We start from the raw sequence: 17,732 nt of genomic DNA on the forward strand, positions 1-17,732 counted from the left end.
GAAGCCTCCGGACGGCTTCGGTCAGGCGTCGACAGGCGTCGACAGGCGGTCGCGACCACCCTGGCGAGCGGCACTCTCACGCCGAGAAGGGCATCAGCTCCGGTGGAGCAACGGACAGATCGACGATCTGCGCGATCGCCTCCAGACTCCAGGGGCCAAAGATCGAGATCCACACCATCTCGCACTCCAGGCCGGCCTGGCCCCAGGCGCCTTCCCAGCTCCTGAGCTCGTGACCGCGCGCCTCGGCCGGCCAGTCGGATCTCCGGGCGGGCAGCAGCGAGACCTGGACGGCGTCGACGAAGCACGGTCCCGTCTCCCGCAGATCCTCCATGCGGAGGTGACGAATCCGCGCGAGGTGGAGCCACACCTGCGCGGACGACCCGCCCTCCTCCACGAAGCCGAGCGTCAGGTCCCCCTCGGGCCACGCCGCACCCATCTGGGACACCACGGTCCGAACGCAGTAGCCGGCCCATCGAGCGGTGATGTCCGAGATCACCTGGATCTTGCGGGCATACACGCTGAACGCGTCGGACTCGAACCCGTTGCCGATGACTGATTCAGCTGAGGACATGCCAACCGATTCCGTTCCAGGTGGGTCGTTCATCGACATGAAGGACGCCGAATCCACCTGTCCGGCATCCGGCGCGGGGGAGCCCGGTCTCAGGCCATCAGGCCCGCCGCGACGGTCGCGCCCAGCTCCCAGCAGGCTTCGACATCGGCCTTGGCCGGCTCTCCGGTGGCCGTCACGGCGTCCGCCGTACGGCGCCACCCCAGACCGGTGGTGATCGACTCGATCGCGCGCACGGCGCCGGTGACGTCGTTGCCGCCGTGCACCCAGTAGCCGAAGGGGCGGCCCCGTGTGGCATCCAGGCACGGGTAGTAGATCTGGTCGAAGAAGTGCTTGAGGGCGCCGGACATGTACCCGAGGTTCGCCGGGGTACCGAGCAGGACCCCGTCCGCCGCGAGCACGTCGGACGCCGTCGCGGCGAGAGCGGCCCGCCGCACGACGCGGACGCCCTCGATGCCGTCCGCCGCCGTCCCCGAGACGACGGCCTCGAAGAGCGCCTGGCAGTTCGGCGAGGGTGTGTGATGGACGATCAGCAGGGTGGCCACAGCCAAGAACCCTGCCTCCCTCGGCCGTCCGGCCGCAAGCGGGGCGCGCCGCCCCGTCGTACGCGCCCGTTGTACTCGTCGGCTCCAAATCGCCCGCCGTACGCGCCCCGGCGACACGACCCCCGCGGGGCCGCCGGATCCGGTGTCGCGAAACCTACGCTGACCGCATGGCCCACGAGAGCACCGAGGGACGCGGACCGCACCCGGCCGACGCTGCCGGGACCGGAACGGGCAGGGACGCGGAGCAACCCGCCGAGTGGCTCAACTGGCTCAAGGAACGGCTGTACGCGACGATCACCATGATCTCCGTGGTGATCGGCCTGTCGGCCGCCGAGCACCCCACCCCGGCCGGGGCGGCGGCGAGTGTGGCCGCTGCCGCCATCGGCCTCTGGCTGGCGACGCTCGTCGCCGACGAGCAGGCGCACCGCACGGTGCACGGCCGGATCGCCACCCGGGCGGAGCTGCGCCGGATGCTGTGGGTCAGCAGTCCGCTGCTGCTCTCCGCCGCCGGTCCGCTGATCCTGATCGGCGCCGCCGCTCTGGGCGTGATGCATCTGGAGACCGCGCTGTTCGCGGCGGCCGGAGTCAGCGTGGCCGGCCTGTTCGGCTGGGGCTGGTACGGCGGAATCCAGCTCGGCAACGGCGCCGCGATCGCCTTGCTGGCCGGTGCGCTCGATGCCGCGATCGGGCTGGTCGTCGCCGTGGTCAAGGCCGCCGTCAGCCACTGACGGCGGCCTCGACCTGGCCGTGTCGGACACGGCCAGGAGCTGGGTCCGATCACACCCTGCCGGGCCCTGGCCTCGCAGAGCCTCAGGGCCTCAGGGCCTCAGGGCCTCAGGAGGCGAGGAAGCCCGGCTGGACCGGGGCCTGGGGGCCGGACTCCGGGGCGGGCCGGCGGTGCAGGGCGGACAGGCGGACGGCGAAGTACGCGGCGGCCACGGCGGCGAGGGCGTCCAGGCCGTCAGTCACCGCGATCTTGGTGACGGCGTCCCTGATCTCCGTCAGCGACTCGGCGTCGGCGTACCACCTGCTGGTGAGCCGTCCGGCAATCGTCGACATGACGAAGAGGCTCCACCACAGCCCCACCGGCCAGGGGGACGGGTATCGCGCCGGTTCGGAGTTCAGGGTACGCGTGGGGGCGTTCCACATCTGGATGGCGATGCGGACGGGCATCCACAGCGCCGCGACCGGAATGAACCACGCCCCGATCGCCCAGCCGGGGCCCTGCACGAAGGCGTCCTGTGCCAGGAACCCGATGTACTTGCGCATACGGAAGAACCAGACGAGGAAGACGACCGCGCAGGCGACGAACGCGGTGAACTGGAACCCTCCGGCGAGTCCGGAGAGGTTGTCCGCGGCATCGAGATCTTCGGCGGAGGCGGTGACGAAATTCGCGTCGCCGCCGATCAGGTTCGCGACTTTCAGGTCGGCGAACACGGCGAAGAGGTCGGTGAGCGCCACCAGGCCCAGCAGCGCGACCACGGCCTTCAGCAGGCCCTCCGGGGCGCTGGCCGGCGCCTGGTACCGCTGGTACGGCTGGAAGTCGTACGGGAGCGGCTGCTCGGGATGTGAAATGAAGTTGGACACGACAGAGTCCCCCCGGACCGATCAAAGAGAACGCTCGCTTCGAGCGAGCAGGCAGATGGAAAGTACGCGCTCACACGAGGAAGGTCCATTCGATTCGAAGCCGGAGATCCGGAACCGGAGATCTGGAACCGGAGATCCGGACTTGGGCGACGGACCGCCGCGGGCCCGCACGCTCCCGGGGCGCGTGACCGCAGGGCAGCCCGCCTCACCCGGCCTACGTGCCGGCTCAGAGCATGATGAGGAGTCGGGTACTCGCCTTGAGCTTGCGGTTCACCGAGCGGCTCTGTACGTACACCTCCAACTGGGGGTTGTTGCCCGCCTTCACGGAGACGGTGCCGTGGATACCGGTCCCGAACAGCAGGTTGCGCGCGGCGTCGCCCGTGTACGCGCGGTCGGTGTCCTTCTCGACCACGATGACCTCCTTGTCGGGCTGAACCTGGACCCGAGCACCCAACTGGTAGTAACAGGAGCCGCGTTGGTAGGAGACACCCGGGTGCGAGTCGACGAAGGACCGGATCTCGGTCTCCTTGTCGACCTTCAGGAGGCGGTACTTGTCGGCCGCGATCGGCTCCAGGTTCGCCCGCACCTCGTCCACCGATATGTCCTGACCTACGGCGAAGAGGTTCTTCGTGCCCCGCACCCCCTGCTCGCGGCCCCGCAGGAAGCTGGTGGCGGCGGCGCGCACGGTACCTATCGCCTCCTCGACGCCTTCCGTGGAATCGGCGTCCCAGATGGCGATGTTTCCGGCGGGAAATCCGTAGTTCTGGGCGGTGCGCTTGGCCAGGGAGTTCGGGACGAGGATCGCGGAGGTCCAGTGGCCCGGAAGCCCGCCCATCTTCGCCGCGATCCGGTCGAGCCACGGGCCGAGGATCCTCATGTCGCCGTCATGTCGCCGGTCGCCGCCGGAGGCGTTCTCCTCGCCGTCCGTCACGACGATCTGGAGGAAGCTGTGCTCGCCGTACTCCTCCCAGATGTGCCCCAGGTCGTCCAGGGATTTCAGCGAGGCCTCGATGAGTGCGGTGGCGCCGTTGTTGACCTTGTACAGGCCCCGCATGGACGGCAGGTGCTTCACGTCCATGTCCCAGACCAGGTTCTCCACCCGGTGGTCGAAGGAGTAGAGACTGATCCGGGTCTCGTGACCGAGGCTGTCCGACTCGGCCTTCAGGCCCGCCACGAACTCATCGACGACACGGATGAGTTGTCCCTGGTGCGGACGCATCGAACCCGAACAGTCCACGACCAGCGCGACGTGGTTCACCTTGTGCTGGATCTTGTTGGCGGACATGCCTCGACTCCCCCTTCGGAGCTCCCCGAGTGATGCTTCAACACTAGGAGGAGCCACTGACAGTGACGGGTGACGAGCGGTCATTCACCGTCCGGTGAGGGACCCGGTCCGCTTTGCCGGGGCAACGGGCCGGTCGGCCGGTCGCAGCGCGCCGACCCTCCTCCCGGCCGCACGCGGGAGCCGGGTACGGGAAGCCCGGGCCGCGCTCCCCCGGCGACGGCGGGCCGCCCCGCGAGGCGGGCCGGAGGCGCCTCGGCGAGGAGCGGCACGAGCCCGGCGGCGGCGACGCGCGACCCGAGGACGGCGGCGCCGTGCGGGCCATGGGCGTCCAGCACGCTCCCGCCGAGGAAGGAGCCGCCGGCGATTCCGGCCTGGAAGGCGGCGGGCGTGTGCCCGCACAGGTCAACGGGCCCCGACGCGCAGCAGAACACCACTCGGTTCCCGGCAAGTCACGATCGAAAAAAACCGGACATCGCGCGGCGGACGGCAGTCGTGCGCCCGGGCAGCGAGCCCGCCCCCGGCGCACCCGCAGGCAGGCAGGGCCCGCCCGCGAGGGCGCGCCGCAGCAGGTGCGACGGGCTTACGCACAACGGAAGTTGAGAGGCCATCAGGGGTTTCCGGCCGATTGCCGCGGCGTGACCCGATCGTAACCGGGCCGCGGTTGTGAAGGTCTGGTGGCGAGTCGGCCGACCCGAGTATGTTGCCGCCCACAACATTCAACGCCCGCGGACTCACCGCAGGTGCGTCGCGTTGCCGGAGTACCTCCATCACTGCCGACCCGTGCGACCGGCGCCGGACGGCCGTACCCCAGAAAGGGGCCCTTCCGATGCGCAAGGGAATCCTCCTCGCCGGCACCTCCGTGGTGCTCATGACCTCGCTCGCCGCCTGCGGCAACTCCTCCTCGGGAGGCGACGACACCGGCGGCGGTGCCAAGAAGCCGAAGATCGGCGTGATCCTCCCGGACAGCAAGTCGTCGGCCCGGTGGGAGGACGCGGACCGCCCGCTGCTGACCGCGGCATTCAAGGCGGCGGGCGTGGACTACGACATCCAGAACGCCGAAGGCGACAAGCAGGCGTTCCAGACCATCGCCGACCAGATGATCACCAACGGGGTCAACGTCCTGGTGATCGTGAACCTGGACAGCGGCACCGGCAAGGCCGTCCTCGACAAGGCCAAGTCGCAGGGCGTCGCCACGATCGACTACGACCGCCTCACCCTCGGCGGCTCCGCCGCGTACTACGTGAGCTTCGACAACACGGCCGTCGGCAAGCTCCAGGGCGAGGGTCTCGGCAAGTGCCTGACCGACATGAAGGCCGAGAAGCCGGTCATCGCCGAGCTGAACGGCTCCCCGACCGACAACAACGCCACGCTGTTCGCCGAGGGTTACAACAGCGTCCTCGACCCGAAGTACGCCTCGGGCGAATACGTCAAGGGCCCCAACCAGTCGGTGCCGGACTGGGACAACGCCCAGGCCGGCACCATCTTCGAGCAGATGCTGACCAGCGAGTCCAAGATCGGCGGGGTGCTGGCCGCCAACGACGGCCTCGGCAACGCCGCCATCGCCGTACTGCGCAAGAACCACCGCAACGGCCAGGTGCCCGTCACCGGTCAGGACGCCACCGTCCAGGGCCTGCAGAACATCCTGGCCGGCGACCAGTGCATGACGGTCTACAAGGCGGTGAAGAAGGAGGCCGACGCCACCGCCGAGCTCGCGGTGAGCCTCGCCAATGGCAAGAACGCACAGACCAACGCCCTCGCCCACGACCCGGAGGGCAACCGGGACGTTCCCGCGGTCCTGGAGACGCCGGTGGCCATCTACCGGGACAACGTCAAGGACGTCGTGGCCGACGGATACGTCACCGCGGCCGATCTGTGCACCGGCGACTACGCCGCTCTCTGCACCAAGTACGGCGTCAAGTAACCGGGCCGGGCCGGCGTCCCCGGCCCGGCATCCGCCAGACCGGGCCGGAGTGTCCCGGCCCGTCCGTACGGCCCCGGAACCGGACCCGCCCTCCGGCCGGGGCCCGTGGCGCAACGACCCGTAAGGAGCCGTCCACCCATGACAGCGACCCCGATCCTCGAACTGCGCGGGATCGACAAGAGCTTCGGCGCGGTGCAGGTGCTGCACGACGTGAACTTCACCGCCTACCCCGGCGAGGTGACCGCCCTGGTCGGCGACAACGGCGCCGGGAAGTCCACCCTGGTGAAGTGCGTCGGCGGAATCCACCCGATCGACTCGGGTGAGTACCTCTTCGACGGCAAGCCGGTCCACGTGCACAGCCCGCGCGACGCCGGCTCCCTGGGCGTCGAGATCGTCTACCAGGACCTCGCGCTCTGCGACAACCTCGACATCGTCCAGAACATGTTCCTCGGACGTGAGAAGCGGCGCGGCATCGTTCTCGACGGCGGAACGATGGAGGAGATGGCCGCCAAGACGCTGAAGAGCCTCTCCGTCCGTACCGTGAAGTCGGTCCGGCAGAAGGTCTCCAGCCTCTCCGGCGGGCAGCGGCAGACCGTGGCCATCGCCAAGGCCGTGCTGTGGAACAGCAAGGTCGTCGTCCTCGACGAGCCGACCGCGGCACTCGGTGTCGCGCAGACCGCGCAGGTGCTCGAACTCGTCCGCAGGCTCGCCGACAACGGCCTCAGCGTCGTCCTGATCTCGCACAACATGAACGACGTCTTCGCGGTGTCCGACCGGATCGCCGCCCTCCACCTGGGCCGGATGGCCGCCCAGGTCAAGACCTCGGACGTGACGCACGCCCAGGTCGTGGAACTCATCACCGCAGGCCGCAGCGGGGACCTGGGCCTCGCCGACACCAACGGAGCCACCACATGACCGCCCTCGCTCCCGAAAAGCCGGAAGGACGCGGAAAGCCCGGAGCACCCGGCGCGGACGACCGCACCGAGGGGCCCGGCATCGGCGCCCTCGCCCGCTCCTACGTCGAGCGGGTGCGCGGTGGGGAGTTGGGGGTGCTCCCGGCCGTCCTCGGCCTGGTCGTCCTCTGCGCGTTCTTCGCGATCCTCCGCCCGGTGTTCCTGACCGAACTCAACTTCGCCAACCTGCTGACGCAGGGTGCGGGCAGCATCGTCATCGCCATGGGCCTGGTCTTCCTTCTCCTGCTCGGCGAGATCGACCTCTCCGCCGGATACGCCAGCGGCGTCTGCGCGGCCGTGCTGGCCATCCTCCTCACCAACCACGGGTGGCCCTGGTACGGGGCGGTGGCCGCCGCCATGCTGACCGGGGTGGCCATCGGCCTGCTCCTCGGCACCCTGGTGGCCAAGATCGGGATTCCGTCCTTCGTCGTCACCCTGGCCGCGTTCCTGGGATTCCAGGGAATCGTGCTGATCCTCCTGAAGGAGGGCACCAACATCTCGATCAGGGACGAGACGATCCTGGCCATCGCCAACGACAACCTCAGCCCCGCGCTCGGCTGGGTGCTGCTCGCCCTCTGCGTCGCCGCCTACGCGGGAGTCCTGTTCCGTGCGAACAGCAACCGCCGGGCCCGCGGACTCACCACCTCGCCGCCCGTCCTGATCGCCCTGCGCCTCGGTACCGCCGTCGTGCTCGGCGGGCTGGCGGTGTACCTGCTCAACCAGGAGCGCAGCCGCAACGTCATGGTCGACTCCCTCAAGGGCGTGCCCATCGTGGTCCCGGTCATCGGCGCCCTGCTGGTCATCGGCACCTTCGTGCTCCAGCGCACCTCCTTCGGCCTGCACATCTACGCGGTGGGCGGCAGCGCCGAGGGGGCCCGCCGGGCGGGCATCAACGTGGCGTACATCCGTGTCGCCGCCTTCGTCATCTGCTCGGCCATGGCGGCTGTCGGCGGCATCATCGCCGCCTCCCGCGGCAACTCGGTGGACCCGAACACCGGCGGCAGCAACGTCCTGTTGCTCGCCGTGGGCAGCGCGGTCATCGGCGGCACCAGCCTCTTCGGCGGCCGTGGACGCGTCGTCGACGCGGTGCTGGGAGGCATGGTGGTCGCCGTGATCCAGAACGGTATGGGCCTCATGGGGTACAGCTCGGGCGTCAAGTACGCTGTCACCGGTTCAGTACTGCTGGTGGCCGCAGGGGTGGACGCGCTGTCCCGCCGCCGCGCCACGCAACGATGAGGTTCACAGATGAAAGCCGGTCCTTCCCAGGAGGAAATACGCCGGCACAACCTCAGTACGCTGCTGCGCCACGTCCATCTCGGCGGCCCCGCCTCCCGGACCGTTCTCGCCGAACGGATGGGGGTCAACCGCAGCACGGTGCTGGGCCTGGTCAGTGAACTCACCGCCGCCGGCCTGGTGCGCGAGGAACTCCCGCGCGACACCGGTCGGGCGGGACGGCCCTCACTCGTCGTGCGGCCCGATCCCGCACGCGCGTACGTCCTGGCGTTCGACATCGGTGTCGACCGTCTGACGGCCGCCCGCATCGGCCTGGGCGGCCTCTTCCTCGACCGGCGCGAGATCCCCTGGCCCGGGGCGGGCCCCCAACGCCCCGGCGAGGTCGCGGAGTCGCTCACGGGGGCGGCCCGGCAGATGCTGGCCGCCACCGCGCCCGGCAGTCACTGTGTCGGCGTGGGGGTGGCGGTGCGCGGCATCGTCCGCCACCCGGACGGGCTGGTCCGTTTCGCGCCCAACCTCGGCTGGACGGAAGAGGACTTCGGCGCCCAGCTCGCCGACCGGATCGGCCTCTCCGTTCCGGTCACCATCGGCAACGAGGCCAACGTAGCGGCCCTCGCCGAGCACCTGCGCGGCGCCGGGGTCGGCTGCCGGAACGTCGTCTACCTGCACGGTGACATCGGCATCGGGGCCGGCGTCATCGTGGACGGACAGCTGCTGCGCGGTGAGGACGGGTACGGCGGCGAGGTCGGGCACATGATCGTGAATCCGCACGGCGGCAGGCGCTGCGGTTGCGGCGCCGTCGGCTGCCTCGAAGCCGAAGCCGGTTCCCGTGCCCTGTTGGAGGCGGCCCGGCGTGACGTCCCCGCTCCCGGCCACGAGACGGTACGCGCCGTCATCGAAGCCGCCGACCGGGGGGACGTCGTCGCCCGCGCCGCTCTGCACCGCGTCGGCGACTGGCTCGGTGTCGGGGTCGCCAACCTGGTCAACGTCTTCAACCCGGGAACGGTGATCTTCGGCGGTGTACTCCGGGACGTCTTCCTCGGGGCGGCCGCGCAGGTGCGCAGCCGCATCAACACCACCGCGCTGCGGGCCTCCCGCGAGAACCTCCGGCTGCGGGTCTGCGAGCTGGGTGAGCGCACCGTGCTGATCGGCGCAGCGGAACTCGCCTTCTCGGAAAGCCTGGACAACCCTCTGGAGGTCCTGGCCCGGCTCGACGGGCAGCGGGCACTCGTCGAATAGCCGGCACCACCGACGGGCCGGTCTCAGGCGGACCGGGTGAGCCTCCGTGCGGTGGCGCAGTGCGGGGTACGCCGGTGGTACCACAGCCGCGCGAGCGTGACTCCGAACAGCACGGTGAACACTACGAGGAGAACACCCGCGATCTCCAACTGACCACCGCCGCGCAGCGCATGGCCCTCCCCACGGGTGAGCAGGGCCAGCAGGGACAGCAGCGCACCCACCAGGTAGAAGGAGCGCACCCGCCGCAACTGCCGCAAAGCCCGGGGTGCCAGAGCCACACGCCTCATCGATGCCATGAACCCCTCCTGCCCCGATCGGAGTTGTGCAGACGGTTCGCCGGGCCACTGGGTCCGTATCGGGTTCTGGACCGGCCGAACCGTCGTTCCGGTGCGGGTGCGCCCCGCTCGACCGGTGCACTCCTCGGCGGGGACGTCTTGCTGCCTGAGCAGAGTTCAGCAGCAGGGTCCGACCGGCGCGGACGATGTCAGGGCGAGCGCGGCCACCCGCAACTCCGCCGCCCACGCACGCTGGTCGAGGCCCAGCGTGTACTCGACGCAGCACGCGCACTGCGGGATCAGGGACAGGAACGACTGCTCCTGCGCGGTTTCGGCCTCCGTCTCCCACCAGTCGTCCGACGCCAGGTCGGCGGGGGCCGTCTCCTCGTTGATCACCCTGGCCGCCAGCCGGCGCAGGGCGTGGCGTCGCGCGAGGGCCGGATCGGGCAACTCGATCCCCAGCTCGGAGAGTGCCTGCTCGAACGCGTCGCGGACGTCGCGGGTGTCCGCGTTCCGGGGCAGACCCGCGAGCTCGCACAGGGTGGGGGTGTCCAGCCCGGCCGCGAGCGCCTCGGCGGCGATCATCGGCAGGTCTTCCGGGCGGATCTCGTCGGCCCGGTAACGGCACGCCACTTCGCCCGGAGAGGTGAAGCCCCTCGGTGCCGAGGGCTCCGTCGATGTCGTTCCCGCTGTACCCATGGCCGCCACGATGCCACCACCGCTCACCGCGACGGAACCTGGCGGGAGTTCGGGGCGGCGAGACCGCACACCGGCGGCTCTCTCCGCAGAGGTTTCTCTGCAGAGAGACCTCTGCAGAGAAACCCCCGCACCCTATACTGCCGGCATGTCCGACGAGTCCATACACGCGTCCCAGCCTGCCAGGCCCTCCCGACGGCTCGATGCGCGCAGCCTGCGGGGCCTGGCCCATCCGCTGCGGATGAGCATCTTCGAACTGCTCGGTCTGGACGGCCCGGCCACCGCCACCGGGCTCGCCGAGCGTCTCGGGCAGAACACCGGCACCATCAGTTGGCACCTGCGCCACCTCGCCGAGCACGGCTTCATCGCGGAGGAGACCGGGCGGGGCACGAAGCGCGAGCGCTGGTGGAGAAAGACCGACGTCTCGAATGAGCTGAACACCGCCGATTTCCGCGACGATCCCGACACCCGGGGCGCCCTGTCGGTCTATCTGCACCAGCTGCTGCAGCAGTACTTCAGCCGGGCCGTGAACTACATCGGCGAGGACTGGGACGACAGTTGGCGCAGCGCCGGCACCCTCTCGGACCGGAGCGACCTGCGGATGACCCCGGCACAGCTGGCGGCGCTCAACGCGGAGCTGATGGCTGTCATCGCCCGCCATGCCCCCGCTCCGGATGCCGAGCCCGGCCCGGACGCGCTCCCTGTCGTCGTGCAGCTCCAGTCCTTCCCCCGCAAGGAGCGTGGCTCCGTATGAGCCGCGGCACACGGGGTGGCCTCCTGCGTCGCCACCGAGATTTCCGACTGCTGTGGTGCGGTGAGACCGCCGGCAAGTTCGGCGCGTCGGTCACCGGGGTGACGATGCCACTGATCGCCGTCTCCACCCTGCACGCCGGCGCGTTCGAGGTCGGCCTGCTGAGCGCCGCCGCCTGGGCTCCTTGGCTGATCATCGGGCTGCCGGTCGGTGTCTGGGTGGACCGGCTGCCGCGCAGACCGATCATGCTGGCCGCCGCCGCGGCCTCGCTCGTGCTCTTCGCAAGCGTTCCGGTCACCGCGTCCTGGGGCCGGCTGAGCATCGGAGCGCTACTGGCCGTCGCCCTGCTGACGGGCACGGCGGCGGTGTTCTTCCAGACCGCCTACAGCGCCTATCTCCCCAGCATTCTGGAACCCGACGACCAGGCCGAGGGCAACACCACCCTGCACGGCAGCGCGTCCGCGGCCCAGATCGCCGGGCTCGGCTCCGGCGGCCTGATCGCGCAGGCGGCAGGTGCGGTGAACGGGATGTTCGCCAACGCCGCGACCTTCCTCGTCTCCCTCCTGTGCCTCGCGGGCATCCGGCATCGGGAGCCGCGCGTCAGCAGAACCGGGCGTCGCCCCACGTCACTGGCCGAAGAGGCCCGCGAAGGCCTGCGGCTGGTCGCCCACGACCCGTGGTTCCGCACGTTCACGCTGTTCGGCGCCGCTTCCAACCTGGCCCTGATGGGATACCAGTCGATGCAAGTGGCCTTTCTGGTCCGGAGCGTCGGCCTGCCGCCGGGGACGGTCGGCGTGATCGTCGCGGCGACCAGTGCCGGAGGCGTGGCCGGGGCATTCGCCGCGCGCCGGGTCGCTCACCGGATCGGTACGGCCCGCGCGACGCTCCTCTTCGAGCTGGCGCTTCCCCTGCTCGGTCTGCTCATCCCGCTGACCTTCGGCGGGGCCGGGGTCCTGCTCTTCGTGGCAGGCGGATCCAGCGTCTGCGCGGGCGTCGTCGCCGGCAACATCATCAAGGCGGGCTTCCAGCAACGCTACTGCCCGCCGGATCTCCTCGGACGTCTGACCGCCGGCACGGCGTTCCTCAACTACGGAACGATCCCTGTCGGAGCACTGCTCGGCGGCCTGCTCGGAACCGCGCTCGGCCTCCGCACCGCCATGGCCGTCATGACGGCAGGGGTACCGCTCGCCGCGCTGATCCTGCTCTTCTCCCCGGTCGGGCGAGCACGGGACCTGCCGGCGTCCCCTCGGGCCATGGGCCGTCCGGCACCTCTGCCGGATGCCGACGGTGAGTCCGCCGTGTCCGTGACGTGCCCCGTGAGCGACGTTCGAACCGGGTAGGGCACGGCCGGACCAGGGATCTTCCACCGGACACCGCTCGGCACCCGGCCGATGCTCACCGCCGCTCGTTCAGGCGGAGTTGCAGGGCCGGAAAGCGTGGGACCTCGAAGCCGAGGGATTCGTAGAGGCGCGCCCCGTCCGCTGTCGCGTGGAGATCGACCGTGGTCGCCCCGGTTTCCTCGGCGAACCAGCGGAGCAACTCCTCGGTGCAGGCGCGCGCGTAGCCCTTGTGGCGGGCGACCGGTTCCGTGCTGACGTTGAAGACGTGCCCGCGCAGACCGCTGAGGCTGCTCGGTCCGGGGGCGCGGTGCTCGCAGGTGCCGACCGCGCTGCTGACGGCGGGGCCGAGTTCGGGGTCGTCCACCACGAAGGCGGCGAACTCGGTCTCTCGCGTCAGCCGTTCCGCGAACCAGCGGGCGGCGGCGGCGCGCCAGGGCGCGTCCTCGGGCCCGACCGCCACCCCCATGTCGGCCAGCATCAGCCCTCGGAGTCGTACCAAGGCCGGTACGTCATCGGACGTAGCACGGCGGGGCTTCGGGGCGGGGGCAATCTGCGCGCTCTCCATGCCGCACATCGTGCGGTCGAACTCCCGGGCCGGCAAGCGGATGGGATGGTGTCCGACCAGGCTTCGCGCCGACCGCCGACCGGCGTCCGGCGCGTGCTCCGGACCCCTGCGGGCCCCTGCGCGGAACCTCCGGATCTGCGCCTTCGTGCAGGTCAGCGCGGCGTGGGGCGTAAAAGTGGGAGCGTCGGACCTGTTCCCTGCAAGGGGGGAGCTGGGCTAAGGTCCCGTCCCGTCCGGTCGGAAAATCTCACCGGGCGCCCTCCGAGACCCGCACGGAGTTCCTTTCTCATGCCCAGAATCTCCAAGGCCGTCCTCGCCGCGACCGGCGTCCTGGTCGCCACCGCTCTCGTCGGCCCCGGTGTGGCCGCCGCCCAGACCGCGCCCCCGAGCCACGGCAGCGGCCACGACGGCGCCACCTCCGCCCAGGTGTGGATCACCACGCCGGACGGCGAGCAGAAGCTGGCCGACGCCGGTACGGTCCCCTTCACCACCACGCCGAGCAGCGCGCCGACCGTGGTGGTCGACGCCGGCCGGACGTACCAGACGATGTCGGGCTTCGGCGCCTCGATCACCGACTCCTCGGCTTCGGTCCTCTCCGGGCTGGCCCCGAAGGCCCGCGACGCCGCCATGCGCTCGCTCTTCGACCCCCGTACCGGCGACGGCCTGAACTACCTCCGCCAGCCCATCGGCGCCTCCGACTTCACCGACGGCCCCGCGTACACCTACGACGACATGCCGGCGGGCCGCACGGACTACGACCTCGCGCACTTCTCCGTCGCCCACGACAAGAAGCAGATCCTGCCGCTGCTGCGCCAGGCCGAGCGGATCAACCCCGGCATCAAGATCGTGGCGACCCCGTGGAGCCCGCCGGCCTGGATGAAGACCGGCGGTTCGCTGGAGGGCGGGCGCCTGATCGACGACGCCCGTGTCTACCGCGCCTACGCGGCCTACCTGGTGAAGTTCGTCCAGGCCTACCGCGCGGAGGGGGTCGACATCGACACCCTGACGGTCCAGAACGAGCCGCAGAACCGGAACCCGAAGGGCTACCCGGGGACGGACATGCCGTCCTGGCAGGAGGCGAAGGTCATCGAGCAGCTCGGTCCGCTGCTCAAGAAGGCCAAGCTGAAGACGGAGATCCTCGCCTTCGACCACAACTGGTCGGAGCACCCGGACGACACCGTGGGCGCGCCGGCGGACGAGGCGGCCGACTTGGACGCCTACCCGCAGCAGCTGCTGGGCTCGTCGGCGGCACGGTACGTCTCGGGCACCGCCTACCACTGCTACTACGGCGACCCGAGCGCGATGACCGCGCTGCACGACCGATTCCCGACGAAGGACGTCTACTTCACCGAGTGCTCGGGCAGCCAGTCGTCGGTCCCGGAGAACACCTTCGCGGACACGCTCAAGTGGCACACCCGCAACCTGGTCATCGGCGCGACCCGCAACTGGGCCAAGACGGTCATCAATTGGAACATCGCGCTCGACCCGGAGGGCGGTCCGCACGCGGGTGGCTGCACCGGGTGCACCGGTGTGCTGACGGTGGCGGGCGACGGCACGGTCACCCGCAACGCCGAGTACTACACCCTCGGCAGCCTCTCGCGCTTCGTCGACCAGGGCGCGGTGCGCATCGCCAGCACCTCCTTCGGCACCACCGGCTGGAACGGTCAGGTCGAGGACGTCGCCTTCCGCAACCCGGACGGCAGTACCGTGCTGGTCGCGCACAACGAGAGCGACGCCCCGCAGACCTTCGCCATCCGTGAGGGCGACCGCTACCTGACGTACACGTTGCCCGGCGGCGCGCTGGCCGACTTCGTCTGGCACTCCGGCCGCGTCCCGGGCACGGACGGCACGCCGGTGGCACCGGCGGGCTGGACCGCCACCACCTCCACCTCGGGCGCGGCGGCGGACGCCGTCGACGACGACGCCAGCACCCGATTCTCCTCGGGCGCGGCGCAGGCCCCCGGTCAGTACCTCCAGGTCGACCTGGGCAAGAAGGGCCGGGCGGACCGGGTGGTCTTCGACACCGGCTCCTCGACCGGCGACTACCCGCGTGGCTACACGGCGTCGGTGAGCACGGACGGCAGCCACTGGACCGACGTGGTCACCGACGCCCGGGGCGCCGGTCAGTTCACCACCGTCGAACTCCCGCACCGCCAGGTGCGTTACGTCCGGCTGACGCTCACCGCGTCCGCCGGCGACTGGTGGAGCGTGGCGGACGTCCGCGCCTACACCGACCCCCGCTGACGGGTCGCCGTCACCGACCTCACGGGTCAGCACACCCGGCACGGCCGTTCCTCAACTCCGGGGAGCGGCCGTGCTGTTGCGTACGACGAGGCTCGTGGCGAGCTCCATCCGCGTGGTCATGGGGACTTCGTCGCGGAGCCGTACCAGCATCTGGACCGCCTCCTCGGCCATCTGCCGCAGGGGCTGGTGGACGGTGGTGAGGGCGGGGCTGGACCAGCGGGCGATCGGCACGTCGTCGAACCCGACCACGGAGAGGTCGTGCGGGACGCGCAGTCCGCTGACCCGCGCCGCTTCAAGCACGCCGAGTGCCTGGAGGTCACTGCCCGCGAAGATCGCGGTGGGCGGGTCGGGCAGGGCGAGCAGCTCCATCGTCCGGTCGTAGCCGCCCTCGACGTGGAAGTCGCCGTAGAGCACCAGGTCGGAGGAGGCTTCCAGGCCGGCCATGCTCATCGCGGAGCGGTAGCCGTCCAGCCGGGCGAGGGAGCAGATCATGTCCTCGGGGCCGGTGATGATGCCGATCCGGCGGTGACCCAGCTCGATGAGGTGGCGGGTCGCGGCGAGGCCGCCGCTCCAGTTGGCCGAACCGACCGAGGGTACGTCGGGTTCGGGATCGCCGGCCGGGTCGATGATCACGAAGGGGATCGACCGGGACCGCAGCTGCTGCTTGAACTCCACCGGGAGCGCCGAGAAGACCAGCACCACACCGAGCGGGCGGCGTTGGAGCACCCCTTCGATCCACTCGGGGCTGGGCGAATGGCGGGTGCCGCTCTCGGTGAGCACCACACCCGCCCCGTGGAGCTTGGCGACGTTCTCCACGCCCTTGATGAGCTCCATCGCCCAGATGCTCTCCAGCTCGTGGAAGACGAGCTCGATCAGCGGGGCCTCGCGGGCGGAGCGGGTCGTCCGCCGGTAGGAGTGCGTCTCCAGCAGGCGTTCCACCTTGACCCGAGTCGGCGCGGCAACGTCCTGTCTGCCGTTCAGCACCTTCGAAACTGTCGAAATGGAGACGCCGGCCTGCTGGGCCACCTGGGCGAGGGTGATGCGGCCCACGTTCTCGTCATCGCGCATGGTGAGAAGCATAGGGCACGAACAATTGGCCAACAGAGATAACAAATCAGCAACTTGAGCCGCGAGGGTTGACCCCTCCAGTCGCCGAGCCCTAGCGTCCCGACGCATGAAGTTTCGGTAATGAAGCCGAAACATTTTCGAGAGGCGAGACGATGACGCGACGCACACGACTCCCACGTACCGCGGTTGTCGGCGGGGCAGTCATGGCCATGGCGCTGTCCCTGGCGGCATGCGGAGGGGACGACTCCGCGTCCGGCGGCGACAAGATCCACGTGCTGGTCTACGGGGACGCCACGAACAAGGTGGAGAAGCAGCTCGTCGCCACCTTCAACAAGACCTCGAAGGTCAAGGTGGTCCTGGACACCATCCCGGGCGCCGACTACCAGGCCAAGCTCCAGACGATCATCAACAGCAAGCAGGCGCCGGACGTCTTCTTCAACTGGGGCGGCGGCAGCATCAAGCCCTTCGTCGACGCCGGGCTGCTCCTCCCGCTGGACGACTTCATCGCGAAGGACCCGGGACTCAAGGACAACTTCCTCCCGTCCGTGTTCAACAGCACCGTGGTGGACGGCAAGGCCTACGGCGTCCCGATGCGCGGTACGCAGCCGGTGCTGATGTTCAACAACAGCAAGGTGCTCAAGGAGAACGGCCTGGCGGCCCCCAAGACCTGGGACGAGCTGCTGAACGCCGTGAAGGTCCTCAAGTCGAAGGACGTCACCCCGATCGCCCTCGGCGGCGGCGACAAGTGGCCGACGCTGATGTGGTTCGAGTACCTCTTCGACCGCGTCGCCGGCCCCGAGCTCATCCAGAAGGCCATCAAGGGCGACAAGGACGTCTGGGCGACCGACGACAGCAAGGCGGCGCTCAACAAGCTCAAGGAGCTCATCGACGCCGGCGCCTTCGGCACCAACTTCGACTCCGTGAAGTTCACCGACGGCGGCTCGCCCACGCTGCTCGCCACCGGCAAGGCGGCCTTCGAACTGATGGGTTCGTGGGAGTACTCGACCCTCCAGGACTCCCAGCCGGACTTCGCCAAGTCGGACCTCGACTACAGCGCCTTCCCCAGCATCGACGGCGGCAAGGGTGCCCCGACCGACATCGTCGGCAACACCAACAACTTCTACTCCGTGCTGAAGAAGACCAAGCACCCGGAGGAGGTCGCCGAGTTCCTGAAGCTCATGTACTCCGACCAGTTCGTGAAGGCGCAGCTCTCGATCGGCAACCTGCCGACGACGACCAACACCGAAGCGCAGCTGGACACCGCCACCAACCCGGACTACGTGCACTTCCAGTACGACCTCGTCAAGAACGCGCCGTCCTTCCAGCTCTCCTGGGACCAGGCGTACCCGCAGACCGCCGGAACGGCCCTGTCGACCGCGGTACAGCAGTTCTTCAACGGCGGGATCGACGTGGACGGCTTCATCAAGGCGATGCAGGGCCTGCCCACCTCCTGACCGCGCTC

Annotated in this window: 17 protein-coding genes; 9 read left to right on the forward strand and 8 right to left on the reverse strand. The window is 69.9% G+C overall.

What is annotated here, in order from left to right; genetic code table 11:
- Positions 1 to 76 precede the first annotated feature (76 nt).
- Together ACWD3D_RS01445 and ACWD3D_RS01450 are read right to left on the reverse strand one after the other, a co-directional pair.
- On the reverse strand, positions 77 to 571 hold the full coding sequence (locus ACWD3D_RS01445) for a hypothetical protein (RefSeq protein WP_451458873.1): 495 nt from the start codon (positions 569 to 571) through the stop codon (positions 77 to 79).
- An 89-nt stretch (positions 572 to 660) separates the two neighbouring features.
- On the reverse strand, positions 661 to 1,113 hold the full coding sequence (locus ACWD3D_RS01450) for a flavodoxin family protein (RefSeq protein ID WP_451458899.1): 453 nt from the start codon (positions 1,111 to 1,113) through the stop codon (positions 661 to 663).
- Positions 1,114 to 1,280: 167 nt separating this feature from the next.
- Here ACWD3D_RS01450 and ACWD3D_RS01455 point away from each other — a divergent pair, with 167 nt between their 5' ends.
- Positions 1,281 to 1,841 (forward strand): hypothetical protein, encoded by a 561-nt coding sequence (locus tag ACWD3D_RS01455; RefSeq protein WP_451458874.1) that lies wholly within the window; start codon positions 1,281 to 1,283, stop codon positions 1,839 to 1,841.
- Positions 1,842 to 1,947: 106 nt separating this feature from the next.
- On the opposite strand, the gene ACWD3D_RS01460 is transcribed toward ACWD3D_RS01455, so the two are convergent.
- Together ACWD3D_RS01460 and ACWD3D_RS01465 are read right to left on the reverse strand one after the other, a co-directional pair.
- Entirely contained in the window at positions 1,948 to 2,700 is a 753-nt protein-coding gene (locus ACWD3D_RS01460) for a DUF4328 domain-containing protein (protein ID WP_451458875.1), read from the reverse strand.
- A 226-nt stretch (positions 2,701 to 2,926) separates the two neighbouring features.
- The gene (locus tag ACWD3D_RS01465; RefSeq protein ID WP_451458876.1) at positions 2,927 to 3,985 is read right to left on the reverse strand and encodes a VWA domain-containing protein; all 1,059 of its coding nucleotides are present in this window, start codon (positions 3,983 to 3,985) and stop codon (positions 2,927 to 2,929) included.
- A gap of 826 nt (positions 3,986 to 4,811) precedes the next feature.
- On the opposite strand from ACWD3D_RS01465, the gene ACWD3D_RS01470 reads away from it, so the two are divergent.
- The 4 genes from ACWD3D_RS01470 to ACWD3D_RS01485 all read left to right on the forward strand — a co-directional run bounded on the left by ACWD3D_RS01470 (position 4,812) and on the right by ACWD3D_RS01485 (position 9,331).
- Positions 4,812 to 5,906: a sugar ABC transporter substrate-binding protein gene (locus ACWD3D_RS01470; RefSeq protein ID WP_451458877.1), complete on the forward strand. Its 1,095-nt coding sequence runs from the start codon at positions 4,812 to 4,814 to the stop codon at positions 5,904 to 5,906.
- 138 nt (positions 5,907 to 6,044) lie between these two features.
- Positions 6,045 to 6,821 carry an ATP-binding cassette domain-containing protein gene (locus tag ACWD3D_RS01475; protein WP_451458878.1) on the forward strand — a complete coding sequence of 259 codons (777 nt, stop codon included), beginning with the start codon at positions 6,045 to 6,047 and terminating at the stop codon, positions 6,819 to 6,821.
- A complete protein-coding gene (locus tag ACWD3D_RS01480; protein ID WP_451458879.1) occupies positions 6,818 to 8,095 on the forward strand; it encodes a sugar ABC transporter permease in 1,278 nt (425 codons plus the stop codon). Before ACWD3D_RS01475 ends, ACWD3D_RS01480 begins: the two co-directional genes overlap by 4 nt.
- A gap of 9 nt (positions 8,096 to 8,104) precedes the next feature.
- Entirely contained in the window at positions 8,105 to 9,331 is a 1,227-nt protein-coding gene (locus ACWD3D_RS01485) for an ROK family protein (protein WP_451458880.1), read from the forward strand.
- Positions 9,332 to 9,354: 23 nt separating this feature from the next.
- On the opposite strand, the gene ACWD3D_RS01490 is transcribed toward ACWD3D_RS01485, so the two are convergent.
- Both ACWD3D_RS01490 and ACWD3D_RS01495 read right to left on the reverse strand, forming a co-directional pair.
- The gene (locus ACWD3D_RS01490) at positions 9,355 to 9,627 is read right to left on the reverse strand and encodes a hypothetical protein (protein WP_451458881.1); all 273 of its coding nucleotides are present in this window, start codon (positions 9,625 to 9,627) and stop codon (positions 9,355 to 9,357) included.
- Positions 9,628 to 9,783: 156 nt separating this feature from the next.
- Entirely contained in the window at positions 9,784 to 10,305 is a 522-nt protein-coding gene (locus ACWD3D_RS01495) for a hypothetical protein (RefSeq protein WP_451458882.1), read from the reverse strand.
- A gap of 145 nt (positions 10,306 to 10,450) precedes the next feature.
- Between ACWD3D_RS01495 and ACWD3D_RS01500 the strand changes: the two genes are divergently transcribed.
- Both ACWD3D_RS01500 and ACWD3D_RS01505 read left to right on the forward strand, forming a co-directional pair.
- A complete protein-coding gene (locus ACWD3D_RS01500) occupies positions 10,451 to 11,056 on the forward strand; it encodes a helix-turn-helix domain-containing protein (protein ID WP_451458883.1) in 606 nt (201 codons plus the stop codon).
- A complete protein-coding gene (locus tag ACWD3D_RS01505) occupies positions 11,053 to 12,393 on the forward strand; it encodes an MFS transporter (RefSeq protein ID WP_451458884.1) in 1,341 nt (446 codons plus the stop codon). Before ACWD3D_RS01500 ends, ACWD3D_RS01505 begins: the two co-directional genes overlap by 4 nt.
- Positions 12,394 to 12,448: 55 nt before the next feature.
- Here ACWD3D_RS01505 and ACWD3D_RS01510 read toward each other — a convergent pair whose 3' ends face one another.
- Complete coding sequence (locus tag ACWD3D_RS01510) at positions 12,449 to 12,958, reverse strand: GNAT family N-acetyltransferase (RefSeq protein WP_451458885.1); 510 nt, start codon at positions 12,956 to 12,958, stop codon at positions 12,449 to 12,451.
- Positions 12,959 to 13,246: 288 nt separating this feature from the next.
- Here ACWD3D_RS01510 and ACWD3D_RS01515 point away from each other — a divergent pair, with 288 nt between their 5' ends.
- Positions 13,247 to 15,202 carry a discoidin domain-containing protein gene (locus ACWD3D_RS01515; RefSeq protein ID WP_451458886.1) on the forward strand — a complete coding sequence of 652 codons (1,956 nt, stop codon included), beginning with the start codon at positions 13,247 to 13,249 and terminating at the stop codon, positions 15,200 to 15,202.
- A gap of 51 nt (positions 15,203 to 15,253) precedes the next feature.
- Here the strand turns inward: ACWD3D_RS01515 and ACWD3D_RS01520 are convergent, their stop codons facing one another.
- Entirely contained in the window at positions 15,254 to 16,282 is a 1,029-nt protein-coding gene (locus tag ACWD3D_RS01520; protein ID WP_451458887.1) for a LacI family DNA-binding transcriptional regulator, read from the reverse strand.
- A gap of 140 nt (positions 16,283 to 16,422) precedes the next feature.
- Here ACWD3D_RS01520 and ACWD3D_RS01525 point away from each other — a divergent pair, with 140 nt between their 5' ends.
- Positions 16,423 to 17,724 carry an ABC transporter substrate-binding protein gene (locus tag ACWD3D_RS01525; protein WP_451458888.1) on the forward strand — a complete coding sequence of 434 codons (1,302 nt, stop codon included), beginning with the start codon at positions 16,423 to 16,425 and terminating at the stop codon, positions 17,722 to 17,724.
- The last annotated feature ends 8 nt before the right edge of the window (positions 17,725 to 17,732 follow it).

Source organism: Streptomyces sp. NPDC002690 (assembly GCF_053592415.1).

Bases quoted from the DNA above. Each gene is read 5' to 3' on its own strand.
- ACWD3D_RS01505 (WP_451458884.1), top strand. From the start codon at position 11,053: ATGAGCCGCGGCACACGGGGTGGCCTCCTGCGTCGCCACCGAGATTTC.
- ACWD3D_RS01500 (WP_451458883.1), top strand. From the start codon at position 10,451: ATGTCCGACGAGTCCATACACGCGTCCCAGCCTGCCAGGCCCTCCCGA.
- ACWD3D_RS01510 (WP_451458885.1), bottom strand. From the start codon at position 12,958: ATGGAGAGCGCGCAGATTGCCCCCGCCCCGAAGCCCCGCCGTGCTACG.
- ACWD3D_RS01465 (WP_451458876.1), bottom strand. From the start codon at position 3,985: ATGTCCGCCAACAAGATCCAGCACAAGGTGAACCACGTCGCGCTGGTC.
- ACWD3D_RS01515 (WP_451458886.1), top strand. From the start codon at position 13,247: ATGCCCAGAATCTCCAAGGCCGTCCTCGCCGCGACCGGCGTCCTGGTC.
- ACWD3D_RS01470 (WP_451458877.1), top strand. From the start codon at position 4,812: ATGCGCAAGGGAATCCTCCTCGCCGGCACCTCCGTGGTGCTCATGACC.
- ACWD3D_RS01480 (WP_451458879.1), top strand. From the start codon at position 6,818: ATGACCGCCCTCGCTCCCGAAAAGCCGGAAGGACGCGGAAAGCCCGGA.
- ACWD3D_RS01490 (WP_451458881.1), bottom strand. From the start codon at position 9,627: ATGGCATCGATGAGGCGTGTGGCTCTGGCACCCCGGGCTTTGCGGCAG.
- ACWD3D_RS01475 (WP_451458878.1), top strand. From the start codon at position 6,045: ATGACAGCGACCCCGATCCTCGAACTGCGCGGGATCGACAAGAGCTTC.
- ACWD3D_RS01520 (WP_451458887.1), bottom strand. From the start codon at position 16,282: ATGCTTCTCACCATGCGCGATGACGAGAACGTGGGCCGCATCACCCTC.
- ACWD3D_RS01525 (WP_451458888.1), top strand. From the start codon at position 16,423: ATGACGCGACGCACACGACTCCCACGTACCGCGGTTGTCGGCGGGGCA.
- ACWD3D_RS01455 (WP_451458874.1), top strand. From the start codon at position 1,281: ATGGCCCACGAGAGCACCGAGGGACGCGGACCGCACCCGGCCGACGCT.
- ACWD3D_RS01485 (WP_451458880.1), top strand. From the start codon at position 8,105: ATGAAAGCCGGTCCTTCCCAGGAGGAAATACGCCGGCACAACCTCAGT.
- ACWD3D_RS01445 (WP_451458873.1), bottom strand. From the start codon at position 571: ATGTCCTCAGCTGAATCAGTCATCGGCAACGGGTTCGAGTCCGACGCG.
- ACWD3D_RS01495 (WP_451458882.1), bottom strand. From the start codon at position 10,305: ATGGGTACAGCGGGAACGACATCGACGGAGCCCTCGGCACCGAGGGGC.